The sequence below is a fragment of the Lactobacillus sp. M44 genome (genome assembly GCF_058130005.1).
Window position 1 is genome coordinate 110,839 of record NZ_CM176707.1, and the last position, 26,386, is coordinate 137,224.

Consider the following 26,386-nt stretch of genomic DNA (forward strand, 5'->3'; position numbering starts at 1 on the left):
CCAAATATTACATTTTTGTTACAAATTCAAAAAATCCGAAATTAGGGCACAAAAAAACAAAAACAACTTATGTCGTTTTTGTTTTATCAACCTGCTGGACAATAGATCAGTAGGTTCCTGAATTTCAGCCTTTTTAAAAATCAAATCTTATTGTAGCATGTTATCTTTGCATGTGTCAAAAATTTAGCTTTGATTTATTTTATCTTTTTGTTTTATAACCTCAAATTTTAGTTCACCTTTATGGGCACCTATTTTTAAAATATCTGATGCATTTAATTGTCCATTAATTAGCATTTGTGCAATTGGATCTTCAACATATTTTTGAATTGCTCGACGCAAAGGTCTTGCCCCCATTGCCGGGTCATATCCCTTTTTGGCAATTGTATCTAATGCTGCAGGGGAAAACTTAACATCAATATTTTTAATTTGTAATCTGACCACTAACTTTTTGACAAGTAAGGCTACGATCTTGCGCAACTGCTTAGCTGTCAATTGGTCAAAGACAATTGTTTCATCAATACGGTTTAAAAATTCTGGTCTGAAAAACTGTTTAGTTGCAACTTCAACTTTTTCTTGTCTAAGTTTTTCGGGATTAGAATTTACATTGGCAAATCCAACTGTCTTATCATCTTGCAAAGATCTTGAACCTAAGTTAGAAGTCATAATGATGATTGTATTTCTAAAGTCAACTTTGCGACCTTTTGAATCAGTCAAAAATCCATCATCTAAAACTTGCAATAACATATTGAAAACATCTGGATGAGCTTTTTCGACTTCATCTAATAATACTACTGAATAAGGATGTCTTCTGACTTGCTCTGATAACTGGCCGCCTTCTTCATAACCAACATATCCAGGAGCAGATCCTATTAGCTTACTTGTAGCAATTGTATCCATATATTCAGACATATCAACTCTGATTAAACTCTTTTCAGATCCAAAAATTGCACCAGCTACGGCTTTAGCAAGTTCAGTTTTACCAACACCAGTAGGTCCTAAAAATAGAAATGATCCAATTGGGCGATTTGCATCATTAATGCCACTTCTACTACGTCTAATAGCTTTGGCAACTGCACTAATTGCACAATCTTGACCAATGACTCTTTTATGCAAAATACTTTCCAAATTAGCTAAATGACGCAATTCATTTTGTTTCATTTGAGTTGCTGGCACTCCAGTCCATTGAGAAACGATTTCTGCAATGTTATGTGGTTCAACAACTGCAGTATTTTGTTTTTTAGCATTGTTTTTAATAATCAATTTTTGCTGATCAAGTTTTAAATCATTTTCTTCTTCACGCAAACGTGCTGCTTTAGTGAAGTTTTGATTAATTACAGCTTCTTCTTTTTCAACAACAATATCTTTCAATTCTTGATTAATTTTTTCAAGCTTAGGAGAGGTAAAATCATTATTTTTTATTTTAACAACTGCAGCAGCCTCATCAATCAAGTCAATTGCCTTGTCTGGCAAAAATCTATCGGATAAATATCTACTTGATAAATTAACTGCAGCTTTAATTGCATCATCAGAGATTTGAACGTGATGATAATTTTCATACTTAGCTTTCAAACCTTCCAAAATTTTAATTGATTCTTCTTTAGAGGGCTCTAAAATCTTAACTTGTTGAAATCTTCTAGCTAATGCTTGATCTTTTTCAATATATTTTTGATATTCATTAAAAGTAGTTGCACCAATCATTTGAATATCGCCACGAGCCAAAGATGGCTTTAAAATATTAGATGCATCAATTGCACCTTCTGATCCTCCAGCACCAATTAAAGTATGTAATTCATCTACAAACAAAATAATATTTCCATCCATATGAATTTCTTTCAGGATAGTTTTCATTCTATTTTCAAATTCACCACGATATTTAGTGCCTGCAACTAAACTAGCCATATCTAATGCCATAACACGTTTGTTAGCTAGACCTTGTGGGACTTGATGGTTAACTATAGCTTGGGCAATTGCTTCAGCCACGGCCGTTTTACCAACTCCAGGTTCTCCCACCAAGACAGGATTATTTTTAGTTCTACGAGATAAGATTTGAATAACTCGGGCAATTTCTTTATCTCTACCTACAACTGGATCAATCTCATCTTCTAAAGCTCGCTTATTCATATCAACAGCAAGCTTATCTAAGGTTTTAGTAATACTTTGTTTATTATTTTTTTCAGAAAAATCATTATTATTCAAAAATGAATCCATGTCAGAAAATGGTGGCATAGGTGCATCATTGTTGGAATTATTATCAAACTTAGCATCTTCATCGACACCACTTGATAGTGAATCTTGCAAATCTTGTTGCAGTCTTGCTAAATCGACATTCAACTTTTTCAAAATCATTGCACCTAACACTTGCTGATTAGCAATAATTCCAAGCAAGATATGAGCTGTATTAATTTTATTACTGCCATCTTGAATAGCGATTTTTCTAGCATATGACAAAACCATTGACAACCTAGGAGACATTTCCATGTACGTACCTTTTTTATGAGAACCGTATCCTGTATAGATTTCAATTTCATCACTAACTAATGTTGGTGTTACATTCCACATGCGCAATATTTTTCCAGCAACACCGTCATTTTCGATAGTCATTGCTAATAATACATGTTCTGTATTGATGTATTTATCGCCAAAGTATTGAGCTTGTTCACGTGCGATATCTAAGACCGCATTTGCACTACTAGTATATGAAATTTGCATAAATGCACCGCCTAACTTTTTAAAACAATGATAATGATTCTAGGAGTTTTTTGGCTAGAAGTAAAGAGATTTGTTTTATTTTGGTTAATAATCTGCATTTATTTTAACGCAAAAATCTATAAAAAATCGGGATGACAAGATTTGAACTTGCGACCTCTGCGTCCCGAACGCAGCGCTCTACCAAACTGAGCTACATCCCGAAAAAAAAGACCCACAAAATTGTGAGCCTCTATATTATGAAGCGGAAGACGGGATTCGAACCCGCGACCCCCACCATGGCAAGGTGATGTTCTACCACTGAACTACTTCCGCAATACAAAAAATATTATAGCAAAGTTTTAATGCTTTGCAAATACTTTTTGTTAGTTTTTTTGTTCAATATTAAAATATCCTTTTAAATCAAGCACTAATTCAAAAGCTAGACAAGCTAGCGCAGTTTTAAGCCATGAATGAGTAAAAAAATAAATTAACACAATACCAAATATATTCGTCAAAATCGTTATAATAGTTGCAAAAGCAACTAACCCCATTCCAACTCCTTGTTCTTTGGCTACACCTTTTAAGGAATCTATTTTTTCACCGATTATCTTATATCTTTTACCCTGTGTCTTTTTGATTAATCTAAAATATTTAAAAGTACAAAACATACTAATCACAGCAAATACCAATCCAATTATAGACATTACAATATTGGTAGGTGTTCTATAAATCAATACTGCACCTATTATTAGACTAGCCTCACTTATAATATTCCATAACTTTTTTTGCTTTTCATATTTAATATTTTTGTCATTCATCGCTACTATCCTATAATTTATCACTAACAAAACAATCTGTAACAATTATCTTATCATAGGTTCAATGAATAACAGAGAATTAATTTTTAATAATCAATAATTAATTAGTTCCAGGTCTTTTAGCTTTTTCTACTTTTTTGCCTTTAATCATATTGTCGTTATAGCCCCATACATAAGTTACAATCATAGCAACGATAATTGATACTACACTTGAAATCAAAAATGTATAAAAACTAGATAAGTTAGTTGGATTCTTTGGATCAAAGAAGGATGAAAATCCAATTAAACCACCAGTAAATCCATACATAGTTCCATGAAATAATCCAGTAACTAGACCACCAGCAGCAGACCCAATTAATCCCGATACAAAGACTTTGCGATAACGTAAGTTAATACCATAAATTGCAGGTTCAGTAACTCCGCAAAATGCACTAATTGCAGCTGCAATACCTAATTCTTTCATATCTGCTTTTTTGGATTTTAATGCAACAGCCAATACTGCAGCACCTTGAGCAATCATAGTTTGACAAATGATTGCATTTAATGGGCTTTGACCACTACCTGCAATTTGCTGAGCAACAAGGGGCACAACTCCCCAGTGTAACCCAAAAATAACCAATAACTGATAAAAACCACCAATAATTAATCCACCAAATAATCCCGAAATATTTACTAACCAAGTAATAAAATCAGCAATTCCAGTAGCGATACCCTGAATAATTGGACCTGTTAAAACAATAGTAATTGTAGAAACTATTAAAATCGTGAACATAGGTACAAAAATCATATGTAAATAAGTTGGGAGAACTTTTTTAAACCAATCTTCGCATTTTTTAGCAAGCCAAGCAGCTAAAATCATTGGAAAGATTGAGTAAGTATAGTTAACAAATTGGAAGTTCCAACTGCCTAATGCAAACATTGTTTTAAATGCATGTCCCCAATTTACAATTTGTGGATAAGTTAAGAATGCACCAATTACAGCAGCAATTATTGGGTCACTACCTAATCTTTTAGCTGCTGAAAAGCCAACTAATACAGGTAAGAAGAAAAACGCTGCGTCAGCCATTGCGCTAACTGTAATATAAACTGTTGAATGCACATTAAGTAACGCACCTAATTGTGGCAGTGTTAATAAAGCAAGCAAGCCTTTAATAATACCTGATGCCGCAATTACTCCAATTACAGGACTCATTGATCCTGTAATAAAGCCAATTAAATTATTGAATGCCCTAGAAATTGGGTTCTTAGAATCGTCAACAGGTGAAGGTGATGGAGCATTATCGCCAAATCCAGATCCTAAATCTTTCATTACTGCATCATAAACTGGAACTACTTCATTACCAATAACCACTTGATATTGCCCAGCTGCATGCATGACATCTAAGACCCCACGTTGATCTTTTAGCGCATCGTCATTTGCTTTTGATTCATCTTTTAAATAAAAGCGCAATCTGGTAATACAGTGAATAACATTGTTGATATTATCTTTTCCACCAACATCTTTTAAGATGACTTTAGCTAATTCATCATAAGATAGTTTTTTATTACTAGTGTCTTCACTTGCTTGTTTTATATATGCAGTAGCAACTTTTTGACCTGCTTTTGTTTGACCTTCTACTACATCAAGACCATCTAACTTGTCAGCTGTATTAGTTATTACAACCATAATTGTCGTATCTAATCCGGCTGCTTGAATTGCATTTAGATCCATTGTAGCAATTGGTTGGCCTGCTTTTATTTCTTCATTTTCTTTAACAGAAATATTAAATGGTTTACCCTTTAAACTAACTGTATCAACACCCATGTGCACTAAAACTTCTAATCCATCTTCGCCTTTGATTCCGATAGCATGTTTAGTTTGTGCAATCATCATAACTTTACCAGAAACTGGAGCTACAACATCCCCATCAGTTGGTGTTAATCCAAAGCCGTCACCCATTGTCTTTTTTGAAAAGATTGGATCACTAGTCTTACTCAATGCCATCACAGTTCCGTTTGCTGGAGCTAGTATGTTTTCTTCTTGACTCATTTAATTTCCTCCTTTTATGCATTAAGCGCTTTCATTAATCTGAAATTATGATATACTTGTATAGACAAGTTGTCAATATTTTTGTATAAGGAATTTATTTAAAATGTCAAAACAAGATACAATTGCTCAAGATTTACTAGCAAAAATCAATTCTAATCTATATCCTCCAGGTAGCTTTTTGCCTAGCGAAAACACTTTAATTACAATTTATAAAAGTTCTAGAGAAACAATCAGAAGGGCTTTAAACAAATTAGAATCACTTGGATTAATACAAAAGATCCGTGGCAAAGGATCAATAGTACTCAACGAGGCAAAATTTGATTTTCCTATTTCTGGAATTACTAGCTTCCAGGAATTAAATCGCCAGTTTCATATGAATGCGACAACTAAGGTGGTAGTTTTTGAGCAACTAAAAAAAATACCTGATAATTTCAAACAATACTTTCCAACTATTGCAGATAAGTCAGGATATTATGTTGAAAGATTACGCTGCATTGATGATAAGCCAATAGTTTTAGATTGTGATTATTTATTCAATCCTCCAATTACTAATCTTACTAAAAACAAAGCACAAAATTCATTGTATGAATATATTGAAAATAAGCTCCATTACACGATTGCTTATGGCACAAAAGAAATTACTATTGTAGATTTACCAGAGCAATTTCGAAAAATATTCCCATTGAAAAATAATCTGGCAGTTTTAGTAGCAAGTCAAAATTATTTAAGCAATGCCACTAAATTTCAATTGACTTTGTCATATCACGAACCAAGTCAATTTAAGTTTACTGATTTTGCTAGAAGACAAAAATTAATTATAGGAAGGTAGATTAACCATGACTAACTTAGGCAAAAAAATAATTTATCAAATTTATCCCAAATCTTTTTATGATTCAAATGGTGATGGAATTGGAGATATCAGAGGAATTATTGAAAAAATCCCTTATATAAAAAAATTAAATGTTGACATGATCTGGTTTAATCCATTTTTTGTTTCGCCACAACATGATAATGGTTATGATATTGCTGATTATTACAAAATAGATCCAAGATTTGGCACAATGTCAGATTTTGAAGAATTAGTAACTAAATTAAAAAATATTAATGTTGGTGTAATGTTAGATATGGTCTTTAATCACTGTTCAACTGATAATATCTGGTTTCAAAAAGCCTTAAAAGGTGATAAAAAATACCAAAAGTACTTTTATTTACGCCCTGCTAAAAAAGATGGAAGCTTACCTACTAATTGGCAATCCAAATTTGGCGGTTCTGCTTGGGCAAAATTTGGTAATACTGATTTATATTATTTACACTTATATGATCCATCCCAAGCTGATCTTGACTGGCACAATCCAGATGTTAGAAAAGAAGCAATTAATGTAATTAATTATTGGAGAAAAAAAGGAGTTTCAGGATTTAGATTTGATGTAATCAATGTTACTGGCAAGAGTGAAGTTTTAATTGATTCAACTGATCCAATTGAAGAAAAGAGTTTATATACTGATACTCCTGTAGTGCAAAAATATCTAAAAGAACTGAACAAAAATAGCTTTGGCTTAAATCCAGATTCTGTTACAGTTGGTGAAATGTCATCAACATCTATCAAAAATAGCATTGCTTATTCAAATCCTGCCAATCATGAATTATCAATGGTCTTTACATTCCATCATTTAAAAGTTGATTATCTAAATGGTGAAAAATGGACAACTACTCCATTTTCTTTTAAAGATTTGAAGTCTATTTTGACAAATTGGCAAGAAAATATTGATAAAGGAAATGGGTGGTTAGCTCTATTTTGGAACAATCATGATCAACCATGGGCACTAAGTAGATTCGGAAATACTACAAAATACCGTATTAAATCAAGCCAAATGCTGGCAACTGCTATGCAATTAATGCGAGGCACCCCATTTGTTTATATGGGAGAAGAATTAGGAATGATTAATGCAGGTTATCAAAAAATATCTGACTATAATGATATTGAAAGCCACAACGCCTACCATGAATTATTAGATAAAGGAATAGCTTCAGACAGAGCTTTAGAAATTATCCGTCAAAAATCTCGTGATAATTCACGCGTACCATTTCATTGGGATAATTCAAAATATGCTGGCTTTAGCAAAATACAACCATGGTTAATGCCAACGCATCAAGATGAAATTAATGTACAAGAAGAATTATTAAATGGACAGATTTTTAATTATTATCAACAGCTTTTTTACTTGCGTAGAAATGAAGATTTAATCAATTCTGGTCATATAAAAATGTTCTTACATAAAGATAAGCAAGTATTTGCTTATGAAAGATATTTAAATAATAACACTGAAAAAATTATTGTTTTAACTAACTTTTTTGAAAAACCTGCCAAAATTGAAATTCCTGATGAATATTTAAAACCAAATCAAGTCTTATTATCTAATTATGATAAGCAAAAACTTACAAGTGTTATGACACTGCGTCCATATGAAGCAATAGTATATAAATTACGATAAAAAAATACCATCAAGTTTGATCTGACTTGATGGCATTTTAGTTTAATCGTAAATTCTAGGCAGTCTATCACTTAACAAACATGCAATTTCGTAATGAATGGTATCAGCATAATCAGCTACAGCCTTTATGTTATTTGGAGCTTTTGGATCTGCAGAAATCAATTCAACTTTAGTGCCAACTGGCATTCTATCTGGTAATAAAACCATAAATTGATCCATGCATACTCGTCCAACAATTGGACAATAATCATCTCCGACTTTAACTTTAAAGCCTTGCATTTTTCGCATCCATCCATCTGCGTAACCTATTGGAACGGTACCTATCCATTCATTTTTTGGAGCAACATAAGTTGAACCATAGCTCACACCATACCCTGCATGAATTTGTTTGCAAAATGAAAGTTCACTTTCAAATGATAAAGCAGGCTTCAATGGAATTTCTGATTTAAGATCAGGGGTTGAAGGATTAGAAGATGGGTTCAAGCCATACATCCCAATCCCGAATCTTACTATATCGCTATGAACTTTTTTACCAAAAACACTCGCTGCAGTATTATCCACATGAATCCATTTAGGCTTAATAGTCATGAGTTCTTTTAGATGGTTAAATCTAGCAACTTGATATTCAAAATAACTTGAATCTGCACTATCTGAAGAAGCAAAATGAGTAAACATTCCTTCAATTTCAAAAAACTCATTATCAGTTAAAAAGTCATTTACCTTGATAAACTCTTCATCACTACTAATGCCAATTCTACCCATACCAGAATCAATTGCTAAATGGATTTTTAGCTTCATATCATTTTTCTTCAGAACTTCTTGTGCAGATTTTAACCATTGCAGACTAGGTGCAGCTAATGAAATATTGCGTGCACTAGCTAAAGTTACTTCATTTGCGGGGGTAACACCTAAAACTAAAATTGGTTTAACAATGTTTGCTTGACGCAATTGAAATCCTTCATCCAATACTGCAACACAAAATCCATCAGCTCCTGCATGTTCAGCAGCTTTAGCAACTCTAACTGCACCATGACCATAGGCATTAGCTTTGACTACAGCAAATAATTTTTGTTTTGGTTGTAAATTTTTAATTTCATTTTTAACATTATCTTTAATAGCTGCTAAGTTCACATGGATTGCAGCTGGTCGATGAGTTGCTGGTATCATTTTTTATCCTCCAATATTACCTGTGTAATGACTAACCCGCCATCATGAGAAACACTTGTAAAAATATTTCCTTGATACATTGTTGCCGTTGTAATGGGCTTGCCTAGATTATCTGCTAGCGTTTCAACATCTTGCAATCCAACTGCAGCTCCTAAACCTGTTCCCCAAGCTTTAGAAAATGATTCTTTAATTGAAAAATGTGCACCTACATATTCAATCTTTTTCTTCATTGAATTTAATGTTTGATAAACTTCAAATTCTTTGGGTGTCAAAACTTTTTTAGGAAATCTGTCTCCTTTTTGCAAAATCTTTTCAATCCTTGATAATTCAACTATATCAATGCCAATACCTTTAATCATAACTACCTCATATAATAAAGAAAAAAAGCGAGTTAGTCTTTCTAGCTCGCTTTTAAGTTTAATCTTTTTTGTTCTTAATTACAAAATGATGGTTTTTTGAACGTCCACGATGTGAATAATTTGGCCTACGACGACGAGAATTGCGATCATCATTGTGAGAATAATGTCTTCTTGAACGTCCTTTAAAAGGTAATGGACGCTCTGGAGTAATGTTAACTTTAACATCAGCTGAATCTTTAGACAATTCTTTCAAAAATGCAGCAACTAAGTCAACAGCAGAATAATTATCTAATAATTCAGCAGCATTTTGAGTGTACTTAGAAAGATCATTCTTCATTAGGCCTTCAATTTGCTTAGTTGCACTTGCCAATTGACCTTGCAAAGCTTGTGCATCTGTAGGTGGACGAAGAGGTAACATCTTTTTCTTAGTTAGATTTTCAATTGTCTTCATGTAGCCAATTTCATTTGGAGTTACAAATGTAACTGACATACCTGATTTACCTGCACGTCCAGTTCTACCTATGCGGTGTACATATGAATCCGGGTCTTGTGGAATATCATAATTATAAACATGAGTTACTCCAGAAATATCCAAACCACGTGCAGCTACATCAGTTGCGACTAAAATATCTAATTTTCCAGCTTTAAAGCGTTTCAAAACACTCATTCTACGTGCTTGTGATAAATCTCCATGGATTCCTGCAGCATTATAACCACGAGATTGCAACCCTCTAGTTAACTCATCAACTCTACGCTTAGTTCTACCAAAAACAACTGCTAAATCAGGTGCTTGCACATCAATTAAGCGGGTCATAATATCAAATTTTTCAGAGTCTTTTGCACGAACAAAATATTGATCAATTAAATCAGCTGTTAATTCTTTAGCCTTGATCTTGATAATATCAGGATTGTGCATGAATTTTTCACCTATTCTTAAGATAGGTTTAGGCATAGTCGCACTGAATAATAATGTTTGCGTGCGGTTCTTTGCATATTCTAAGATACTTTCAATATCTTGAATAAATCCCATATCTAACATTTCATCAGCTTCATCCAAAACAATAGTTTGAATATCATCTAATTTAATAGTGTGACGCTTTAAATGATCAAGTAAACGTCCTGGCGTACCTACTAAAATTTCTGGAACTTGTTTTAAAGCACGGATTTGGCGGCTAATATCAGCTCCGCCATAAACGACTTGAACTTTTGCATGTTCATCGCGGCCTAATCTAAACAATTCTTCTTGAGTTTGGATAGCTAACTCTCTAGTTGGTTCAATGATCAATGCTTGAATTGCTTTTTTATTTTTATCTAAGTTTTGCAATATCGGTAAGCCAAAAGCAGCAGTTTTCCCTGTACCTGTTTGTGCTTGTCCAATTACATCGTGGCCTTGCAATGCCAATGGTATGGTTTGAGCTTGAATTGGTGTAGCTTCTTCAAAACCGCTACGTTTGATTGCTTTCAATATAGCATCGTTTAAACCTAATTCTGTAAATTTCACTAAAATTCTCCTATAATAATTTATCCAAAACTTTCTCTAAATGCATCCCATGTGAGCCTTTCAACAACACGATATCATTAGGATGAATATCTTGTTTTAAATCTCCAATCATGCGATCCATTTTATCTTCTGGATAATAATGTGATTTTTCAGCAGTATATTTCCCAGCTAATGCATCTGCCAAGTGCTTCATTTCTGAGCCATAAAGATATACTTCATCAATTACACGAGGATCTAGTATATCTGCAAGACTAGCATGTAATTGCGCACTTGCCTTCCCTAACTCAAGCATATCTCCTAATACTGCTATTCTACGACCATTTTGCGGTACTTGTACTTGATCAAAGCTAGTAATTGCAGCTTTGACTGCGGTTGGATTTGAATTATAGACATCATCTATAATATCTTCTCCAACATCACCTTTTTTCCACTGCATTCTATTAGCAGTTGGAACAAAGTCAGCTAATGCATTGGCAATTTGGTCATCTTTTTCACCAAAATGATGACCTACACAAATTGCTGCTAATGCATTAGATACATTATGTTTGCCAATCATTGGAATCATAAAACGTTGGTCTGACAAATTTGTCACAAAAGAAGCATGGTGTTTGTAACTTCTAAATTCAGTTGCATAGATAGTATCATCTTTTTCAAAACCAAAAGTTACTTTGCTTTGTTCGATTTTTTTTGCACGTTCAATTAATAATGGTTCATCGCCATTATATATAAATTCTCCGTCTTCTTTCAAAAAATCAGTAATTTCCATCTTGGCATCGGCAATTTTATCCCTACTGCCAAAAAATTCAATATGAGCTTCACCAATCATAGTGATTAGTGCAACATCTGGTCTTACTAATTTGCTTAAATGATGCAACTGTCCTGGGCGATCCATTCCCATTTCTAAAACTAAAATTTCTGTAGTCGGCTTCATTTCCATGATAGTCATTGGTACGCCAATTTCATTATTAAAATTAGCTTGAGTTTTGTATACATTGAATCTTTTTGCTAAAACTGCAGCAACCATGTCTTTCGTTGTTGTTTTTCCATTAGAGCCAGTAATTCCTACTACAGTCGGATTTACCTTATCTAAATAATATTTAGCAATATCTTGCATTGCAACTAAAGTATCTTGTACTTCAATTACTGGAATATTATCTGGTTTATTTGCATGACCTTTTTGCCATAAAGTTGCAACAGCACCATTATTAATTGCACTATTAATAAAATCATGCCCATCTCTATTACCAATTAAAGGTACAAATAATGCATTTTCACCAATTTTTCTCGAGTCAAATGCTACACTACAAATGACAGGATCATCATTTCCTTCAATTGTTGTATTTAATGCTTTAGCTATTTCTGCAAGTTGCATTTTCATGAATACTAACTCCCATTTCTATCAAATTGAATACTATCAAACTAAAAAAGCAGCCCCGTAAGGACTGCTTAATAGCAAGGAATAAATTACTTGTTCTCCTTGAGACCGTACTTCTTGTTGAATTTTTCGATTCGACCATCTGCTTGTGCAAATTTTTGCTTGCCAGTATAGAATGGATGAGAATCTGATGAAATTTCAACACGTACTAATGGATATGTTTTTCCTTCAAATTCTGTTGTTTCACTTGGCTTCAATGTCGAACCAGCAATAAACTTATAGCCAGTTGCTGAATCCATGAAAACAACTTGTTGGTAATCTGGATGAATGCCTTTTTTCATGTTTTATTTGCTCCTTTGCCATGATCATCTTTCAGACCATAGATTAATATGACTTAATAAGAATAACACCTTTTTTTATTGATTGCAATTACTTTATTTATTAGCAGGTGTATCTTTTATTGACACATCTGCACCCAAATTTCGCAATTTTTGCTCTACACGATCATAACCACGCAAGATGTTACCCGCATTATTAATTATTGTTGTGCCTTTTGCCATTAATCCTGCAATCATTAAAGCAGCGCCAGCTCTAATTTCATCAGCATGTACACTTGCACCATGCAATTGTTTAGTTGGATGAACCAAAATAATATTATCCTCAACACGAATATTGGCGCCCATTTTTTGCAATTCAGGTATATGACGAGTTCTTTTGGGATAAATATTATCGATAATTACGCCTTCACCACTCTTGGCAGTTAATAATAAAGGGGTGATTGGCTGTTGCAAATCAGTTGCAAATCCTGGATAAGGATCAGTTTTTACTTGGATCATTTTTAGATCACCTGCCGGATAAACATATAATGAATCTTCATCAGAATCAATTACAACGCCCATCTCTTCTACTTTTGCCAAAAATGAATCTAAGTGTTCTCCAATAATATTATGAATTCTAATTCCATTACCTATGCTTGCAGCCAATGACACATAAGTCCCGGCTTCAATACGATCTGGGATTATGGTATGTGGCGTTTTAGCAGCAATTTTTTCTACGCCTTCAATTCTGATTGTGTCAGTTCCGGCACCTCGAATATGGGCACCCATATTATTTAAAAATGTTGCTAAATCAATAATTTCTGGTTCTTTTGCAGCATTTTCAATAATGGTCTGTCCTTTAGCAGTTACACTTGCCATAATAATATTCATCGTTGCGCCAACTGAGGGCATTGCTAAAGATATTTTGGCACCATGTAAACCATCACTTGGTGCGGTAATAATAATTTGGTCATTTTCATTTTTGACGAATGCGCCTAAAGCTTCAAACCCTTTAATGTGTTGATCAATTGGACGTGGACCAATATCATCGCCACCAGGGAATCCTACAATTGCCTTGCCAAATCTTCCAAGTAATGCTCCCATAAAATAATATGACGCACGTAAACTCTTAATTTTTCCAGCAGGCAGTGGATTCATTTTGATATGTGTAGGATCAATTAATAATGTTGTTTCTCGAAATGTACATTTAACATCCATTTCACTTAATAAATCCATTAAGTTATCAACATCTGCAATCCTTGGCACAGCTTCTAGTGTTACAGGAGTTCTCGATAATATTGATGCAGGTATCAGCGCTACAGTAGAGTTTTTCGCGCCACCAATCCAAACATCGCCCTTTAAGGGCTTTCCACCATGAATAATCATTTGCTTCATTGGGGAAAACAATCCTTTTCTGTTTTCAAAGTATCATTTAAATGTTAAATGAAAAACACATAAAAAACAAGAGAAACAATACTTATTTTGAGCTTTTATCTAAATTTAAATTCTGAATTAAAATTTTTCTTCAGGTAAATTGCTTGCAGCCCCAATAAACGCCTTAAACAATCCTTCTGGTCTTTGAGGACGACTCAAAAATTCTGGATGATATTGTGCAGCAATAAAGAATTTTTTATCAGGTATTTCAACAATTTCTGCTAAACGATTATCAGGTGAAACGCCGCTGAAGATCATACCAGCTTTTTCAAAAGCTTCACGGTATTTATTGTTAAATTCATAACGATGACGGTGTCTTTCTTGAATGACATCTTGATTATCATATGCAGCAGCAGTTTTTGTGCTTTTTTTAAGGCGAGCTGGATATAATCCTAATCTTAATGTGCCACCCAGTTCTTCTTGATCTTTTTGATCAGCCATTAAATCAATAATATTATTTTTAGCATCAGGTTCTGCCTCTGTTGTATTAGCATCTTGTAAATTCAAGACATTTCTAGCAAATTCAACACTTGCCATCTGCATCCCTAAACAAATTCCTAGGAATGGAATATCGTTTTCACGGGCATACTTAATTGCAGTAATCATACCTTCTAATCCACGAGTTCCAAATCCACCAGGAACAATTAATCCATCAGATCCCTTCATAAATTCAGCAATATTATCAGGAGTTATATCTTCTGCTTGAACTTTTCTAACTTCAATATCAGTATTGTATAAATATCCTGCATGCTTTAGCGCATCAGTAACTGAAATATATGCATCTTCTAATTCAACATACTTACCAACTAAAGTAATAGTTGTCTTATGCTTCAAATGAGTTGCACGCTCTTCCATTTTCTTCCATTCAGTCATATCAGCTTCAGGTAATGGACTCTTTAAATTAAAATGATCGCAAACTAATTGATCCATACCTTGTTTTTGGAAAGATAATGGTAAATCAAATAAAGATTTTGCATCAATTGATTCCATAATTGCTTCTTGGGGAACATCAGTAAAATCAGCAATCTTATCTTTTAATTCTTGGTTAACTGGCTTTTCTGCACGAAGCACTAACATGTTAGGTTGAATACCAATACTGCGTAAAGTACTTACAGAATGTTGTGTTGGCTTAGTCTTCATTTCATGTGCTGCATGTAAATATGGAACTAGCGTTACATGAATATACATTACATTTTCACTACCAACATCACGTTTCATTTGACGAATTGCTTCCATGAATGGAGTTGATTCAATATCACCTACAGTACCACCAATTTCTGAAATAACAACATCTGAATCAGTAGTTTGTGCAGCACGCATGATTTTTTCTTTTATCATATTAGTAATGTGAGGAATTACTTGTACAGTAGCACCATGATAGTCACCGTGACGTTCACGACGCAATACTTCAGAATAAATCTTACCTGTTGTAACGTTTGAGTATTTACTAGTGCGAACATCCACAAACCTTTCATAGTGACCTAAATCAAGGTCAGCTTCAGTACCATCATCTGTTACAAAAACTTCCCCATGTTGATAAGGGTTCATAGTACCTGGATCAATATTAATATATGGATCAAATTTTTGCATGGTTACTTTTAGACCACGATTTTTTAATAAACGACCTAAAGATGATGCTACAATTCCTTTGCCAAGTGAAGAAACAACACCACCGGTAACAAAAACATATTTTGTCATTAATAATTCCCCTTTATCTTTAAAATTAATTTACAAAACAAAAAAAGCTCCCCTTAGGGAGCTAATTGCACAAAAGTGCCCAAGTAAGATAATACTTACTTCATGACAAAGAGTCAAGTAAACTACTCATCTTCATCTTCATCTTCGTCATCATTTAATTCGGCTAATTGGCCTTCAATACCATCTGGTAGTGAATCATCTTCATCATCATTATCATCTGAATAATCATCACTGTCTTCATCATCTTCAAAATCTTCATTTGAATCTAAATCTTCATCTTCTGGATCATCAGAGTCATAATCAATGACATCATCATCTGAATCAGCAATAAATGCATTAACTTTCTTATGATGTTTCTTGCGTACATCCCCATCTTCTTCTTCAGGGTGATTTACTTCTTCATCAACAGATTCATATGGGAACCATGAGCGCAATGCCCAAACATTGTCACCCATTGAGATAAACTCACCATCAGTATTAATATCTGTATAAAATTGTGGTAAACGTTCACGAATTTCTTCATCATTTTTGCCCAAATATTTTTGCACAGCATTAACAATGTCTGCAAATGGCATACGCTTGCCATTATCTTCTAAAATAGCACGGGCAACTTCAATCATAGAAAGTTCATCGCGATTTTGATCTTCAAAGTCAGCTAATCCCACAGTAAAACGTCCTCTCTTTTGCAAATTGCTATCTTATTTATTTTACGCATTTAATATGTAAAAATCAATTTAACTGTATAGTTACCTATTAAGTATAGCCCATTAAACAATTGATATTCAACATTTAACTGCTTTATTATCCTATCTTTTATATCCAAATATAATTTTTTTGTCTTACTGGTTAGATCCATTTTGTGCCCATGAACCACATATTTACATTTGCCTTCTTCATTCAATATTAGATGAATTACTGAATAACTATCTTTTTTATCTCCACGAAAAATAATTACTTCTTTGTTTTGAATCAACATTTTAACTGGAGTTTTTTCATCTTCAAAATAATGCAACCTTATTTGAGAGCCTTTAATATCAATATTTGCATCGAACTTTTTTTCAAAAACTTCACTATCATTTTCTTGAGTAATTTTACTAGTGAATAAAACTGCTACTTTTTGCATAATACGCCCCAAATCAATAGTTAAAGCGGTTTTTAACCGATAATTTTGTTATAATTTTAACAGAATCTATTTTATAAAAAGGTAGCAAAGCATGTCAAAATATCAAAGCCCTAAACTTCCACATGAAGTTGTTATTAGTGATCCAGTTCATGGATATATTCATATTGAAAATAAAGTTGTCTTAGATGTTGTTAATAGCAAAGAATTTCAAAGATTACGCCGAATTAAGCAACTAGGTCCTGCTAGTTTTGTCTTTCCAGGAGCCACTCATACTAGATTTGAACACAATTTAGGAGTATATGAATTAACTAGAAGAATTTGTAATATTTTTTCTCAACAATATGTTTCTAAAACTCCAAATGATGGATTATGGGATCCTGATGAAAACTTATTAGTTGAATGCGCTGGCTTATTACATGATATTGGTCATGGGCCATATTCTCATACTTTTGAACATTTATTTGGTACTAATCACGAAAAAATGGGGCAGAAAATTATCCTAGATCAAAATACTGAAATTAATCAGGCATTAAGGCAAGTTTCTCCTAATTTTCCAGAAGCTGTAGCTAGTGTAATCGCAAAAACTTATCCTAATATGCAAGTTGTAAAACTAATTTCTAGTCAAGCAGATGCCGACAGAATGGATTATTTGCAACGTGATGCATATTTTACTGGCGTTGATTTTGGCAATTTTGATTTAGCTAGAATTTTGCACGTGATTCATCCTTATAATAATGGAATTTGTTTTTTAAATAATGGGATGCATGCAGTAGAAGAATATGTCGTTAGTCGTTATCAAATGTATCAACAAGTTTATTTTCATCCAGTTGATCGATCCTTAGAAATAATTTTGCATCATTTATTGCAACGTGCCCAGGTAATTTACCAACAAGGAAAATTACAAGTTACACCTAGTTTAGCTCATTTTTTAGCTAATGATTGGGACTTAAACGATTATCTAAATTTAAATGATGGAGTCATGGAGACAAACTTTGGCATGTGGGTGGATAATACAGATCAGATCTTATCTGACTTAGCAACAAGATATTTATTCAGAAAGCCTCTTGCCAGCATTAAAATCAACAATAACACTAAAAAACTTGTGCCTAAATTAAAAGACTTAATCAAGCAAGCTGGCTTTGACCCAGATTATTATACTGACATTAACAGTGCCTTTGATGAACCATATGATGCATATAAGCCAACTGGTAAAAACGCCAATAGCCAAATTGAAATTATGCAAGATGATGGTTCTTTAATCGAATTATCAGAATTAAGTCCAATAGTTAAAGCCTTAAACGGAACTTTCCAAGGCGATGAAAGATTTTTCTTTCCAAAAACCATGCTTTCTAAAACAAATGAGCCACAAATTTTTGATCCCATCTATCAAAGATTTCAAAAATATATAAAAAATGGAAATCTAAAATATATTAGAAAACCTAAGAAAAAAGAGTAAATTAAAAGCCTTGAGCGATCAACTTAAGGCTTTTATTATTTACTTATCTTTTTGATAACGAGTATTAAATAGTGGACTAACAGGTTTGTTTTCTTGAATTAACTTAATTGCATCCCCCATTAAAGGACCAACTGAAACTAATACCATTTTATCCAGTTCTTTTTCTTCTGGTTGATTAATTGAATCTGTCAAGACTAAATTCTTAATTGGAGAATCATTTAATCTTTGAATTGCAGGGCCTGATAAGACCGCATGAGTTGCACTGGCATATACTTCAGTAGCTCCTGCATCTATTAAAGCTTGAGAAGCCAAAGTAATAGTACCTGCAGTATCAATCATATCATCAATGATAATGGCACGTTTGCCTTTAACATCACCAATAATATTCATCACTTCTGCAACGTTAGCACGAGGTCTTCTCTTATCCACAATTGCAATTGGTGTTTTCAAAAATTCAGCTAATTTTCTTGCTCTAGTAACACCACCATGGTCAGGAGAAACTACAACTGCATCTTGTTCCAAATGATGTCTCAAAAAATAATCTGCAATTAATGGAGCACCCATCAAATTATCTACTGGAATGTCAAAGAATCCTTGAATTTGTGGTGCATGCAAATCAAGTGATAATACTCTGGTAGCACCTGCTTTTTCTAACATATTAGCAACTAACTTAGCTGTAATTGGTTCACGAGCGCGTGTTTTGCGGTCTTGTCTAGCATAACCATAATATGGAATTACTAAATTAACAGTACGCGCACTAGCACGTTTAACTGCATCAATCATAATCAATAATTCCATCAAGTTATCATTAACGGGATCACTAGTAGATTGAATTAAATATACATCTTTACCACGAACAGATTCATCAATATTAATTTGAATTTCTCCATCGCTAAATCTTTGAACGCTTGATTTACCTAGTGGAACACCTACACGTTCCGCAATTTTTTCAGCTAATGGCTTATTTGAATTAAGTGCAAAAAGCTTAATATCGTCTTTGTACGACATTTTGTCCTCCATAACTAACTACTTTTAACAATACTAATTCTAACAAAATATTTTCAATTTTGCAGATGAAATCGTTTTATTGCTATAATGTAACCGATATCAATCGAAAGGATACTTGTCTTATGAAAAAAATTATTAATGATCCAAATAATATTGTTAGTGAAATGGTTAGTGGACTAGTTCGCGCGTATCCACAATATTTAGAACAAATTCCAGATACATTGGCTGTTGTTAGAAGTAATAAAGAATCTATGCAAAATAAAGTAGGAATTGTTTCTGGTGGTGGAAGCGGACATGAACCAACTCATGCAGGATACGTTGGCAATGGGATGTTAAGTGCTGCAGTTTGTGGTCAAATATTTACTTCTCCAACTCCTGATCAAATATATGCTGCAATAAAAGCCAGTGATCATGGCAGAGGAGTTTTTTTGGTTATCAAAAATTATTCAGGTGATGTTATGAATTTTGATATGGCAAAAGATATGGCAGATTTAGATGGTATTAAAGTTAAATCAATTGTCGTCGATGATGATATTGCTGTTGAAAACAGTCTATATACCCAAGGAAGACGTGGCGTTGCAGGGACAATTTTCATGCACAAAATCCTAGGTGCTGCTGCAGATCAAGGAGCCAGTTTAGATGACTTAGAAAGTTTAGCTAAATTAGTTTTGCCAAATATTAAAACCATTGCTGTTGCATTAAGTGCCGCAACTAATCCAATAACTAGCAAGCCTGGATTTGTATTAAAAGACGATGAAATTGAATATGGTGTTGGTATTCATAGCGAACCTGGTTATCGCAGAGAAAAAATTAAGCCTTCAAAAGATTTAGCCCATGAATTAGTTTCAAAATTAAATCATGAAATGAATTTAGATGGAGAAAAAGAATATGCAGTTTTAGTTAATGGAATGGGGGCAACTCCATTAATGGAACAATATATTTTTAGCAATGATGTATTAAATGAACTAAATAATTTTAATATCAAACCAGCCTTCATGAAAGTTGGTAATTATATGACTTCTCTTGATATGGCAGGTATTTCACTAACTATTTTTGAACTTGCTGATACAAAATGGTTTGAATATTTAAATTATCCTGTATCAACAATCGCCTGGTAATTAAATTTCCCCTAGTATTATCTTCAAAAATAGGTTATCTTTATTATTGTTGCTTTTTAAAAGTATACAAAAAATTATTACGCATAATAATTAGGGGGAAAATAATGACAGGGTTCATTGGAGAGTTCTTCGGAACAATGATCATGGTAGTATTCGGAATAGGAACTGGTGCTGCGATTAACTTAAAACATTCTTATGCACGAAACTCAAATTGGTTATTTGTTTCAATAGCATGGGGAATGGCAATTACATTTGGGGTATATGTAGCAGGAGCATTAGGTTCTGAAGGACATTTGAACCCAGCTGTAACCTTGGGATTTGCAATATTTAATAATTTCCCAATGGCTAAAGTTGGACCATATATTTTAGCTCAGTTTTTAGGAGCATTTGTAGGATCAATTTTGATAATAATTCAATATTATCCTCACTTTAAAGCTTCTAAAACTGCCGAAGATGGAAATCATGTGGGTATTTTTGGAACAGTACCCTCAATTGAAAATCCAGTATTTAACTTTTTAGGTGAATTAATTGCAACATTCATTTTCATCTTCACTTTATTAAATTTAGGTGATTTCACTCAAGGAATTAAACCTATAGTTTGTGGTTTGTTAGTTATGGTTTTAGCAATGGCTCTTGGAAGTACTACAGGTCTTGCTTTAAACCCAGCTCGTGATTGGGCACCAAGATTGGCATATACAATTTTGCCAATTCCACATAAAGGATCTGCTAATTGGAAATATGCTTGGGTTCCACTTATTGGACCTACTTTAGGTGCATTTTTAGCTGCAGGACTTGAAAAATTAATTAAATAATATTTTTATTCTTACATAAAAAAAGGACTTTTGGAATCAAATTTTCCAAAAAGTCCTATTTTTTTACCAGCTAGCTTTCATTAAGCCAGGAATTTGCCCTTTATGTGCTAAATCACGCAAGCAAATTCTGCATAAACCAAATTTACGATATACAGAATGTGGTCTCCCGCAACGTTCACAGCGAGTATATTCTTGAGTTGAAAATTTTGCATGTTTTTCCTGTTTAACAATTAATGATGTTTTTGCCATATATTATTTTTTCCTCTTTATTCTAACTACAGCGGGCTTTTTTTGATCATGGTCAAGTGCCAATGTTCCAAACAATCCCACTAAAATTACTGCTATTACAACTATTTGACTAATCATAAAAACCCCTCCTTTTTAAGTTTTAATAAGCGAAATCTTAAGCAACAATTATTATATCACTTACTTAAAATAAGTAAAGAATAAAACACTATTTATTTAGAGTATACTAATTCTCAGATAGGTTGTGATAAATATGTCCAATACGATTATTTCATTAGACAAAATAGTTAAAAGCTACAAAAACTTACATGTATTGAAAGATATTGATTTACAGGTAACGTCTGGGCAGATTTTAGGATTAATTGGTCCTTCTGGGGCAGGAAAGACAACTTTAATAAAAATTATATTAGGGATGGAAAAAGCCGATTCTGGCAAGATAACAGTTTTCAATCAAAAAATACCTAATAGATTATTATTGAACAAAATTGGCTACATGGCTCAAAGCGATGCTTTATATGATAGCTTGAGTGCTAAAGAGAATTTACAATTTTTTAGCGAAATGAAAGGAACAAAAAAATCAAAATTAACTAAAGACATTGCTCGTATTGCACAAATTGTTAACTTAGATAAATTTTTAAATATGCGAGTCAAGAACTTTTCAGGCGGAATGAAGCGTAGATTATCTTTGGCAATTGCTTTATTAAATAAGCCTGATCTATTAATTTTAGATGAGCCAACTGTAGGAATTGATCCGGCATTAAGAAGACAAATATGGAAAGAGCTAGAAAATATTAGGAATTCTGGTCATACAATCTTGCTTACAACTCACATGATGCAAGAAGCTGAATTAGTTGACCGTGATGCTTTATTAATTGATGGAAAAATAAAAGCATTTGATACTCCTGCTAATCTTAAGCAACAATATCAAGTGCCTACAATTGAAGATGTATTTTTAAAGGCAGAAGGTGCACAATTATGAAAATCTTAGCTATAGCTAATAGAGTAGGAAAAGAATTATTACGAGATAAAAGAACTTTAGCCTTAATTTTTATAGCACCGATTTTTATAATTTTACTATTAAGCTTAGTTTTTTCAACAAACGCCAAAACTCATATTGATATTGGAACTGTCAATGTACCAACTAACATTCAAACACAGTTAAAAAAGAACAACAATGTCACTCTAAAGAAATATACTACTAATAAAACAGCTAAAAAAGCTCTACAAGCTTCAAAAATCGATTCAATTATTTTAAAAAATAAAAACAGTTATAATATTACCTATGCCAATATTGATCCAAGTAAAACAAATGCTGTTAAATTAGCCTTTAAAATATCATTGATGCAAAATAATGCCACTATTTTAAAACAGAAATTAACTACTAACATTCAAGTTTTAGCAAAGTTAACTCATCAAAAGATTGTTATACACAAACAAAAAGCCCCTGATATTCATAACCATTATGATTATGGCAATAGCAAAACTAACTTTTTCAATAAAATCCTGCCAATTTTAATTGGATTTTTCGTATTTTTCTTCGTATTTTTAATCTCGGGCATGGCGTTATTGCGTGAACGAACCCAAGGGACATTAGATAGATTATTAGCAACTTCAGTTAAAAGATCTGAAATTATTTTAGGTTACATGCTTATATATGGACTATTTGCAATAATCCAAACAATTTTAATTATACTTACGACAATTTTTTTGTTGCATATTGAAATTAAAGGTAGTATTTTCAACTTGATTTTGATTAACTTAGTTTTAGCACTAGTTGCTTCAGCGTTTGGATTGTTAGTTTCAACCTTTGCGAATTCAGAATTTCAAATGATGCAATTTATTCCGCTTATTGTTATCCCGCAAGTCTTTTTCTCAGGGATTATCCCTTTAGATGCGATGGCTAATTGGATCAAAACAATCTCTGTGATCATCCCCATTAAATATTCTGGAGATGCCTCTACTAAAATAATTATGCAAGGTGCTAAATTATCTTCTTTAGGAATTGATTTTGGAGTTTTATTTATCTTTTTGATAATTTTGACAATTATTAATATTATTGGATTAAAACGCTATCGCAATGTATAAAAAAATCGAGGATCAATGCCTCGATTTTTCTTTATTCCCAATCTTTATCTTTAGCAATTGGTAATTTGTGCCAGTAGTCTTCTTTATTGACTTGTCGACCACGTGCAATTGCCATTTCATATTTATTAACATCTTTAGTAATAGTTGAATCAGCTGCAATAAATGCATGATCCGCAATATTAATTGGATTAATAATTGTAGCACCAGCACCTATAAATGACTTGTCTCCAACATATGAATGGAATTTTTTAACTCCATCATAATTTGAAAAGATTACACCACAACCAACATTAATGTCCTTACCTAAAGTAGCATCCCCAATATAAGTTAAATGACCAACTTTAGTATTTTCACCAATTTGTGCTTTTTTAATTTCAACAAAATTACCAATATGTGCTCCAGTCATGATCTCTGCATTCGGACGCAAATGAGAATTAGGACCAATATCGGTATTATCATGCATTACTGCATGATCTAGTGTTGAAGAAGTCACAGTTACATTATTACCAACAGTAGAGTCAACTATTCTTGATCCACTAGTGATGTAGCTTTCACTACCAATTTTGCTATTGCCTTTAATTACCACACCGCCTTCAATGATAGTGTCATTTCCAATTTCTACATCCACATCAATATAAGCAGTATCAGGGTCAATAAAAGTTACACCATCACGCATATGTTTTTCATTGATTCTTTTTTGCATAATTTTAGTTGCTTGAGCTAATGCAATACGATCATTTACTCCTAAGCTTTCACTAAAATCATGCATTTTATACGCACCAACTCGTTCATTTTCATTACGCAAAATTTCCAAAACATCAGTCAAATAGTATTCACCTTGAGCGTTGTTATTAGTTACATGTTTCAAGGCTTCAAATAACTTTTTGTTGTCAAAACAAAAGACACCTGTATTAATTTCTTTAACTTTCAATTCTTCAGGACTACCATCTTTTTGTTCAACTATTCTTAACACATTCCCTTGATCATCACGAATAATTCGACCATAGCCAAATGGATTAGGAGCCTCAGCAGTTAATACTGTTGCAGTGTTGCCTTTTTCATGATGATATTTGAATAAGTTATCAAAAGTTTTAGTCGTAAATAATGGTGTATCACCAGTTACAACAAGAGTAGCACCATCTAAGTTTTCTAAATAAGGAGCTGCTGTTAAAACCGCATGACCTGTACCAAGTTGTTTTTCTTGAAAAGCATATTCAGACTTATCACCTAATACTTGTTTAACTTGTTCAGCACCAGTACCAATTATGGTAACTATTTTTTCAGGGTGCAAACCTGCAGCTGCATCAACGACATGCTCCACCATTGGCTTACCACAGACTTGATGTAAGACTTTGTATAATTTAGATTTCATTCTAGTACCTTTACCAGCTGCTAGCACAACAACAAATTTTTGCATAAATTTTAACCTTCTTAATTAATATTTAGTTTAAGTATACCATTAGAATTTTTCAAAATCGGTCTGACTCACAAAATTACCTGGTGTTGCACTAATCAAACGTTTTTGAGTATCAATTCTAGTAATTTGAATCAGTGATAAATAATTTGAAAGCAACTTTTCAGCATCATTATCAGCTTCACACAACACGCAAGCACCTGCTACTTCACAATCAAATTCTTTAACTAATTCAGACATTCCAATCAAAGTACCTCCACCTTTCATAAAGTCATCAATAATTAAAACACGTGACTTTCTAGGTAAAATTCTTGTTGGTAATTCCATCTTCTCTACCCGCTCACTAGATGAAGCAACATAATTTACCGATACAGTAGCACCTTCGGTGACTTTAGCACGCTTTCGTGCTGTCACAAATGGTACATTCAAAAATCTTGCTACTGCCTGTGCTAGTGGAATTCCTTTAGTTTCCACAGTCATTACTACATCAACTTTTTCATATGCAAAATGTGTCGCATAAATTTCACCAATTTTTAGAAGATCTTGTGGTGAGCCTAATATATCTGATAGATAAACAAATCCTCCAGGTAATATTCTACTTGGATCTTCAATTCTATCTGCCAAATCAGTTAAATAATCTTGAGTTTGACCCTTTCCTAAAAATGGAATATATCTCACACCACCAGCAGCTCCGGCAACAGTTTCTAAAATGCCATCTTGGTTAGCAGCTAAAGTGTGTTTTAAAATAGATAAATCTTCTGAAATTGACGATTTTGCTGCCCCATATCGGTCGGCAAAAAACGGCAAAGCAATTAAAGTATGCGGTTTTGCAAGCAAATACTTTGTCATGTCAACTAATCTTTCTGAACGTTTCATCATCTATTCCTTTCTAATGTCTGTAAAATCCTCTATCAAATATACTATAAAATCGCAAAAAAAACACTAGCAATATACCTGCTAGTGATTCAGCAATCTTCATTATTTTTTTATTCAAACTGTAACTCAATATTTTTAGTTAATAAATCTGTATAGCTATAAGATACACGTTCAAAATTATTTTGGTCTTGATCAAGATCAACAACAAAAACTGCCGGAAAAGTATTTTTTAAAATACCTTTTCGTTTAGTTACTTTTTTTCTTCCAGCTTGCGCCACAATTACTAGGTTGTCTCCTAGATGGGCATCTAATTCTTGTTTAATTGTTACGATTGAAGTAGGCAATGATCAACACTCCTTTTGATCTATTA

General features: G+C 33.0%; 24 protein-coding genes and 2 tRNA genes. 7 read left to right on the forward strand and 19 right to left on the reverse strand.

Annotated elements, in window-relative coordinates:
- Positions 1-183: 183 nt before the first annotated feature.
- From AC38BG_RS00655 to AC38BG_RS00675, 5 genes are all read right to left on the reverse strand, one after another.
- The gene (locus AC38BG_RS00655; RefSeq protein ID WP_489937260.1) at positions 184-2,709 is read right to left on the reverse strand and encodes an ATP-dependent Clp protease ATP-binding subunit; all 2,526 of its coding nucleotides are present in this window, start codon (positions 2,707-2,709) and stop codon (positions 184-186) included.
- 126 nt (positions 2,710-2,835) lie between these two features.
- Positions 2,836-2,909: transfer RNA gene (locus AC38BG_RS00660), tRNA-Pro, on the reverse strand.
- 40 nt (positions 2,910-2,949) lie between these two features.
- Positions 2,950-3,021: transfer RNA gene (locus AC38BG_RS00665), tRNA-Gly, on the reverse strand.
- 50 nt (positions 3,022-3,071) lie between these two features.
- Positions 3,072-3,506 carry a hypothetical protein gene (locus tag AC38BG_RS00670; protein WP_489937261.1) on the reverse strand — a complete coding sequence of 145 codons (435 nt, stop codon included), beginning with the start codon at positions 3,504-3,506 and terminating at the stop codon, positions 3,072-3,074.
- A gap of 100 nt (positions 3,507-3,606) precedes the next feature.
- Entirely contained in the window at positions 3,607-5,535 is a 1,929-nt protein-coding gene (locus AC38BG_RS00675) for a PTS sugar transporter subunit IIABC (protein ID WP_489937262.1), read from the reverse strand.
- Between the two features lie 103 nt (positions 5,536-5,638).
- On the opposite strand from AC38BG_RS00675, the gene treR reads away from it, so the two are divergent.
- Together treR and treC are read left to right on the forward strand one after the other, a co-directional pair.
- Positions 5,639-6,364, forward strand: a complete 726-nt coding sequence (treR, locus tag AC38BG_RS00680) for a trehalose operon repressor (RefSeq protein WP_489937263.1) — start codon at positions 5,639-5,641, stop codon at positions 6,362-6,364.
- A 7-nt stretch (positions 6,365-6,371) separates the two neighbouring features.
- A complete protein-coding gene (gene treC / locus AC38BG_RS00685; RefSeq protein WP_489937264.1) occupies positions 6,372-8,027 on the forward strand; it encodes an alpha,alpha-phosphotrehalase in 1,656 nt (551 codons plus the stop codon).
- Between the two features lie 42 nt (positions 8,028-8,069).
- Here the strand turns inward: treC and alr are convergent, their stop codons facing one another.
- The 9 genes from alr to AC38BG_RS00730 all read right to left on the reverse strand — a co-directional run bounded on the left by alr (position 8,070) and on the right by AC38BG_RS00730 (position 17,001).
- The gene (gene alr / locus AC38BG_RS00690) at positions 8,070-9,194 is read right to left on the reverse strand and encodes an alanine racemase (RefSeq protein ID WP_489937265.1); all 1,125 of its coding nucleotides are present in this window, start codon (positions 9,192-9,194) and stop codon (positions 8,070-8,072) included.
- Complete coding sequence (gene acpS, locus AC38BG_RS00695; protein WP_489937266.1) at positions 9,191-9,553, reverse strand: holo-ACP synthase; 363 nt, start codon at positions 9,551-9,553, stop codon at positions 9,191-9,193. The genes alr and acpS overlap by 4 nt, the downstream gene beginning before the upstream one ends.
- A 58-nt stretch (positions 9,554-9,611) precedes the next feature.
- The gene (gene cshA / locus AC38BG_RS00700; protein WP_489937267.1) at positions 9,612-11,054 is read right to left on the reverse strand and encodes a degradosome RNA helicase CshA; all 1,443 of its coding nucleotides are present in this window, start codon (positions 11,052-11,054) and stop codon (positions 9,612-9,614) included.
- A gap of 10 nt (positions 11,055-11,064) precedes the next feature.
- Entirely contained in the window at positions 11,065-12,432 is a 1,368-nt protein-coding gene (locus AC38BG_RS00705) for a UDP-N-acetylmuramoyl-tripeptide--D-alanyl-D-alanine ligase (protein WP_489937268.1), read from the reverse strand.
- 86 nt (positions 12,433-12,518) lie between these two features.
- Positions 12,519-12,770 carry a type B 50S ribosomal protein L31 gene (locus AC38BG_RS00710; RefSeq protein ID WP_489937269.1) on the reverse strand — a complete coding sequence of 84 codons (252 nt, stop codon included), beginning with the start codon at positions 12,768-12,770 and terminating at the stop codon, positions 12,519-12,521.
- A gap of 93 nt (positions 12,771-12,863) precedes the next feature.
- Entirely contained in the window at positions 12,864-14,141 is a 1,278-nt protein-coding gene (gene murA, locus AC38BG_RS00715; protein WP_489937270.1) for a UDP-N-acetylglucosamine 1-carboxyvinyltransferase, read from the reverse strand.
- A gap of 117 nt (positions 14,142-14,258) precedes the next feature.
- On the reverse strand, positions 14,259-15,878 hold the full coding sequence (pyrG, locus tag AC38BG_RS00720) for a CTP synthase (RefSeq protein WP_489937271.1): 1,620 nt from the start codon (positions 15,876-15,878) through the stop codon (positions 14,259-14,261).
- 122 nt (positions 15,879-16,000) lie between these two features.
- Positions 16,001-16,543 (reverse strand): DNA-directed RNA polymerase subunit delta, encoded by a 543-nt coding sequence (gene rpoE / locus AC38BG_RS00725; RefSeq protein ID WP_489937272.1) that lies wholly within the window; start codon positions 16,541-16,543, stop codon positions 16,001-16,003.
- Between the two features lie 50 nt (positions 16,544-16,593).
- Positions 16,594-17,001 carry a DUF1934 family protein gene (locus AC38BG_RS00730; RefSeq protein WP_489937273.1) on the reverse strand — a complete coding sequence of 136 codons (408 nt, stop codon included), beginning with the start codon at positions 16,999-17,001 and terminating at the stop codon, positions 16,594-16,596.
- Between the two features lie 91 nt (positions 17,002-17,092).
- Between AC38BG_RS00730 and AC38BG_RS00735 the strand changes: the two genes are divergently transcribed.
- Positions 17,093-18,457 (forward strand): HD domain-containing protein, encoded by a 1,365-nt coding sequence (locus AC38BG_RS00735; protein WP_489937274.1) that lies wholly within the window; start codon positions 17,093-17,095, stop codon positions 18,455-18,457.
- Between the two features lie 39 nt (positions 18,458-18,496).
- Here AC38BG_RS00735 and AC38BG_RS00740 read toward each other — a convergent pair whose 3' ends face one another.
- Positions 18,497-19,465 (reverse strand): ribose-phosphate diphosphokinase, encoded by a 969-nt coding sequence (locus tag AC38BG_RS00740; RefSeq protein ID WP_489937275.1) that lies wholly within the window; start codon positions 19,463-19,465, stop codon positions 18,497-18,499.
- A 122-nt stretch (positions 19,466-19,587) separates the two neighbouring features.
- On the opposite strand from AC38BG_RS00740, the gene dhaK reads away from it, so the two are divergent.
- Together dhaK and AC38BG_RS00750 are read left to right on the forward strand one after the other, a co-directional pair.
- Positions 19,588-20,583: a dihydroxyacetone kinase subunit DhaK gene (dhaK, locus tag AC38BG_RS00745; protein WP_489937276.1), complete on the forward strand. Its 996-nt coding sequence runs from the start codon at positions 19,588-19,590 to the stop codon at positions 20,581-20,583.
- Positions 20,584-20,687: 104 nt separating this feature from the next.
- Complete coding sequence (locus AC38BG_RS00750; RefSeq protein WP_489937277.1) at positions 20,688-21,395, forward strand: MIP/aquaporin family protein; 708 nt, start codon at positions 20,688-20,690, stop codon at positions 21,393-21,395.
- 63 nt (positions 21,396-21,458) lie between these two features.
- Here the strand turns inward: AC38BG_RS00750 and AC38BG_RS00755 are convergent, their stop codons facing one another.
- A complete protein-coding gene (locus AC38BG_RS00755; RefSeq protein ID WP_489937278.1) occupies positions 21,459-21,644 on the reverse strand; it encodes a type Z 30S ribosomal protein S14 in 186 nt (61 codons plus the stop codon).
- A 250-nt stretch (positions 21,645-21,894) separates the two neighbouring features.
- Between AC38BG_RS00755 and AC38BG_RS00760 the strand changes: the two genes are divergently transcribed.
- Positions 21,895-22,620: an ABC transporter ATP-binding protein gene (locus AC38BG_RS00760; protein WP_489937279.1), complete on the forward strand. Its 726-nt coding sequence runs from the start codon at positions 21,895-21,897 to the stop codon at positions 22,618-22,620.
- On the forward strand, positions 22,617-23,726 hold the full coding sequence (locus tag AC38BG_RS00765; protein WP_489937280.1) for an ABC transporter permease: 1,110 nt from the start codon (positions 22,617-22,619) through the stop codon (positions 23,724-23,726). Before AC38BG_RS00760 ends, AC38BG_RS00765 begins: the two co-directional genes overlap by 4 nt.
- A 31-nt stretch (positions 23,727-23,757) precedes the next feature.
- Here AC38BG_RS00765 and glmU read toward each other — a convergent pair whose 3' ends face one another.
- From glmU to AC38BG_RS00780, 3 genes are all read right to left on the reverse strand, one after another.
- The gene (glmU, locus tag AC38BG_RS00770) at positions 23,758-25,143 is read right to left on the reverse strand and encodes a bifunctional UDP-N-acetylglucosamine diphosphorylase/glucosamine-1-phosphate N-acetyltransferase GlmU (protein ID WP_489937281.1); all 1,386 of its coding nucleotides are present in this window, start codon (positions 25,141-25,143) and stop codon (positions 23,758-23,760) included.
- 42 nt (positions 25,144-25,185) lie between these two features.
- Complete coding sequence (purR, locus tag AC38BG_RS00775; protein ID WP_489937282.1) at positions 25,186-26,016, reverse strand: pur operon repressor; 831 nt, start codon at positions 26,014-26,016, stop codon at positions 25,186-25,188.
- Between the two features lie 110 nt (positions 26,017-26,126).
- Positions 26,127-26,360 carry a Veg family protein gene (locus tag AC38BG_RS00780; RefSeq protein ID WP_489937283.1) on the reverse strand — a complete coding sequence of 78 codons (234 nt, stop codon included), beginning with the start codon at positions 26,358-26,360 and terminating at the stop codon, positions 26,127-26,129.
- Positions 26,361-26,386: the final 26 nt, after the last annotated feature.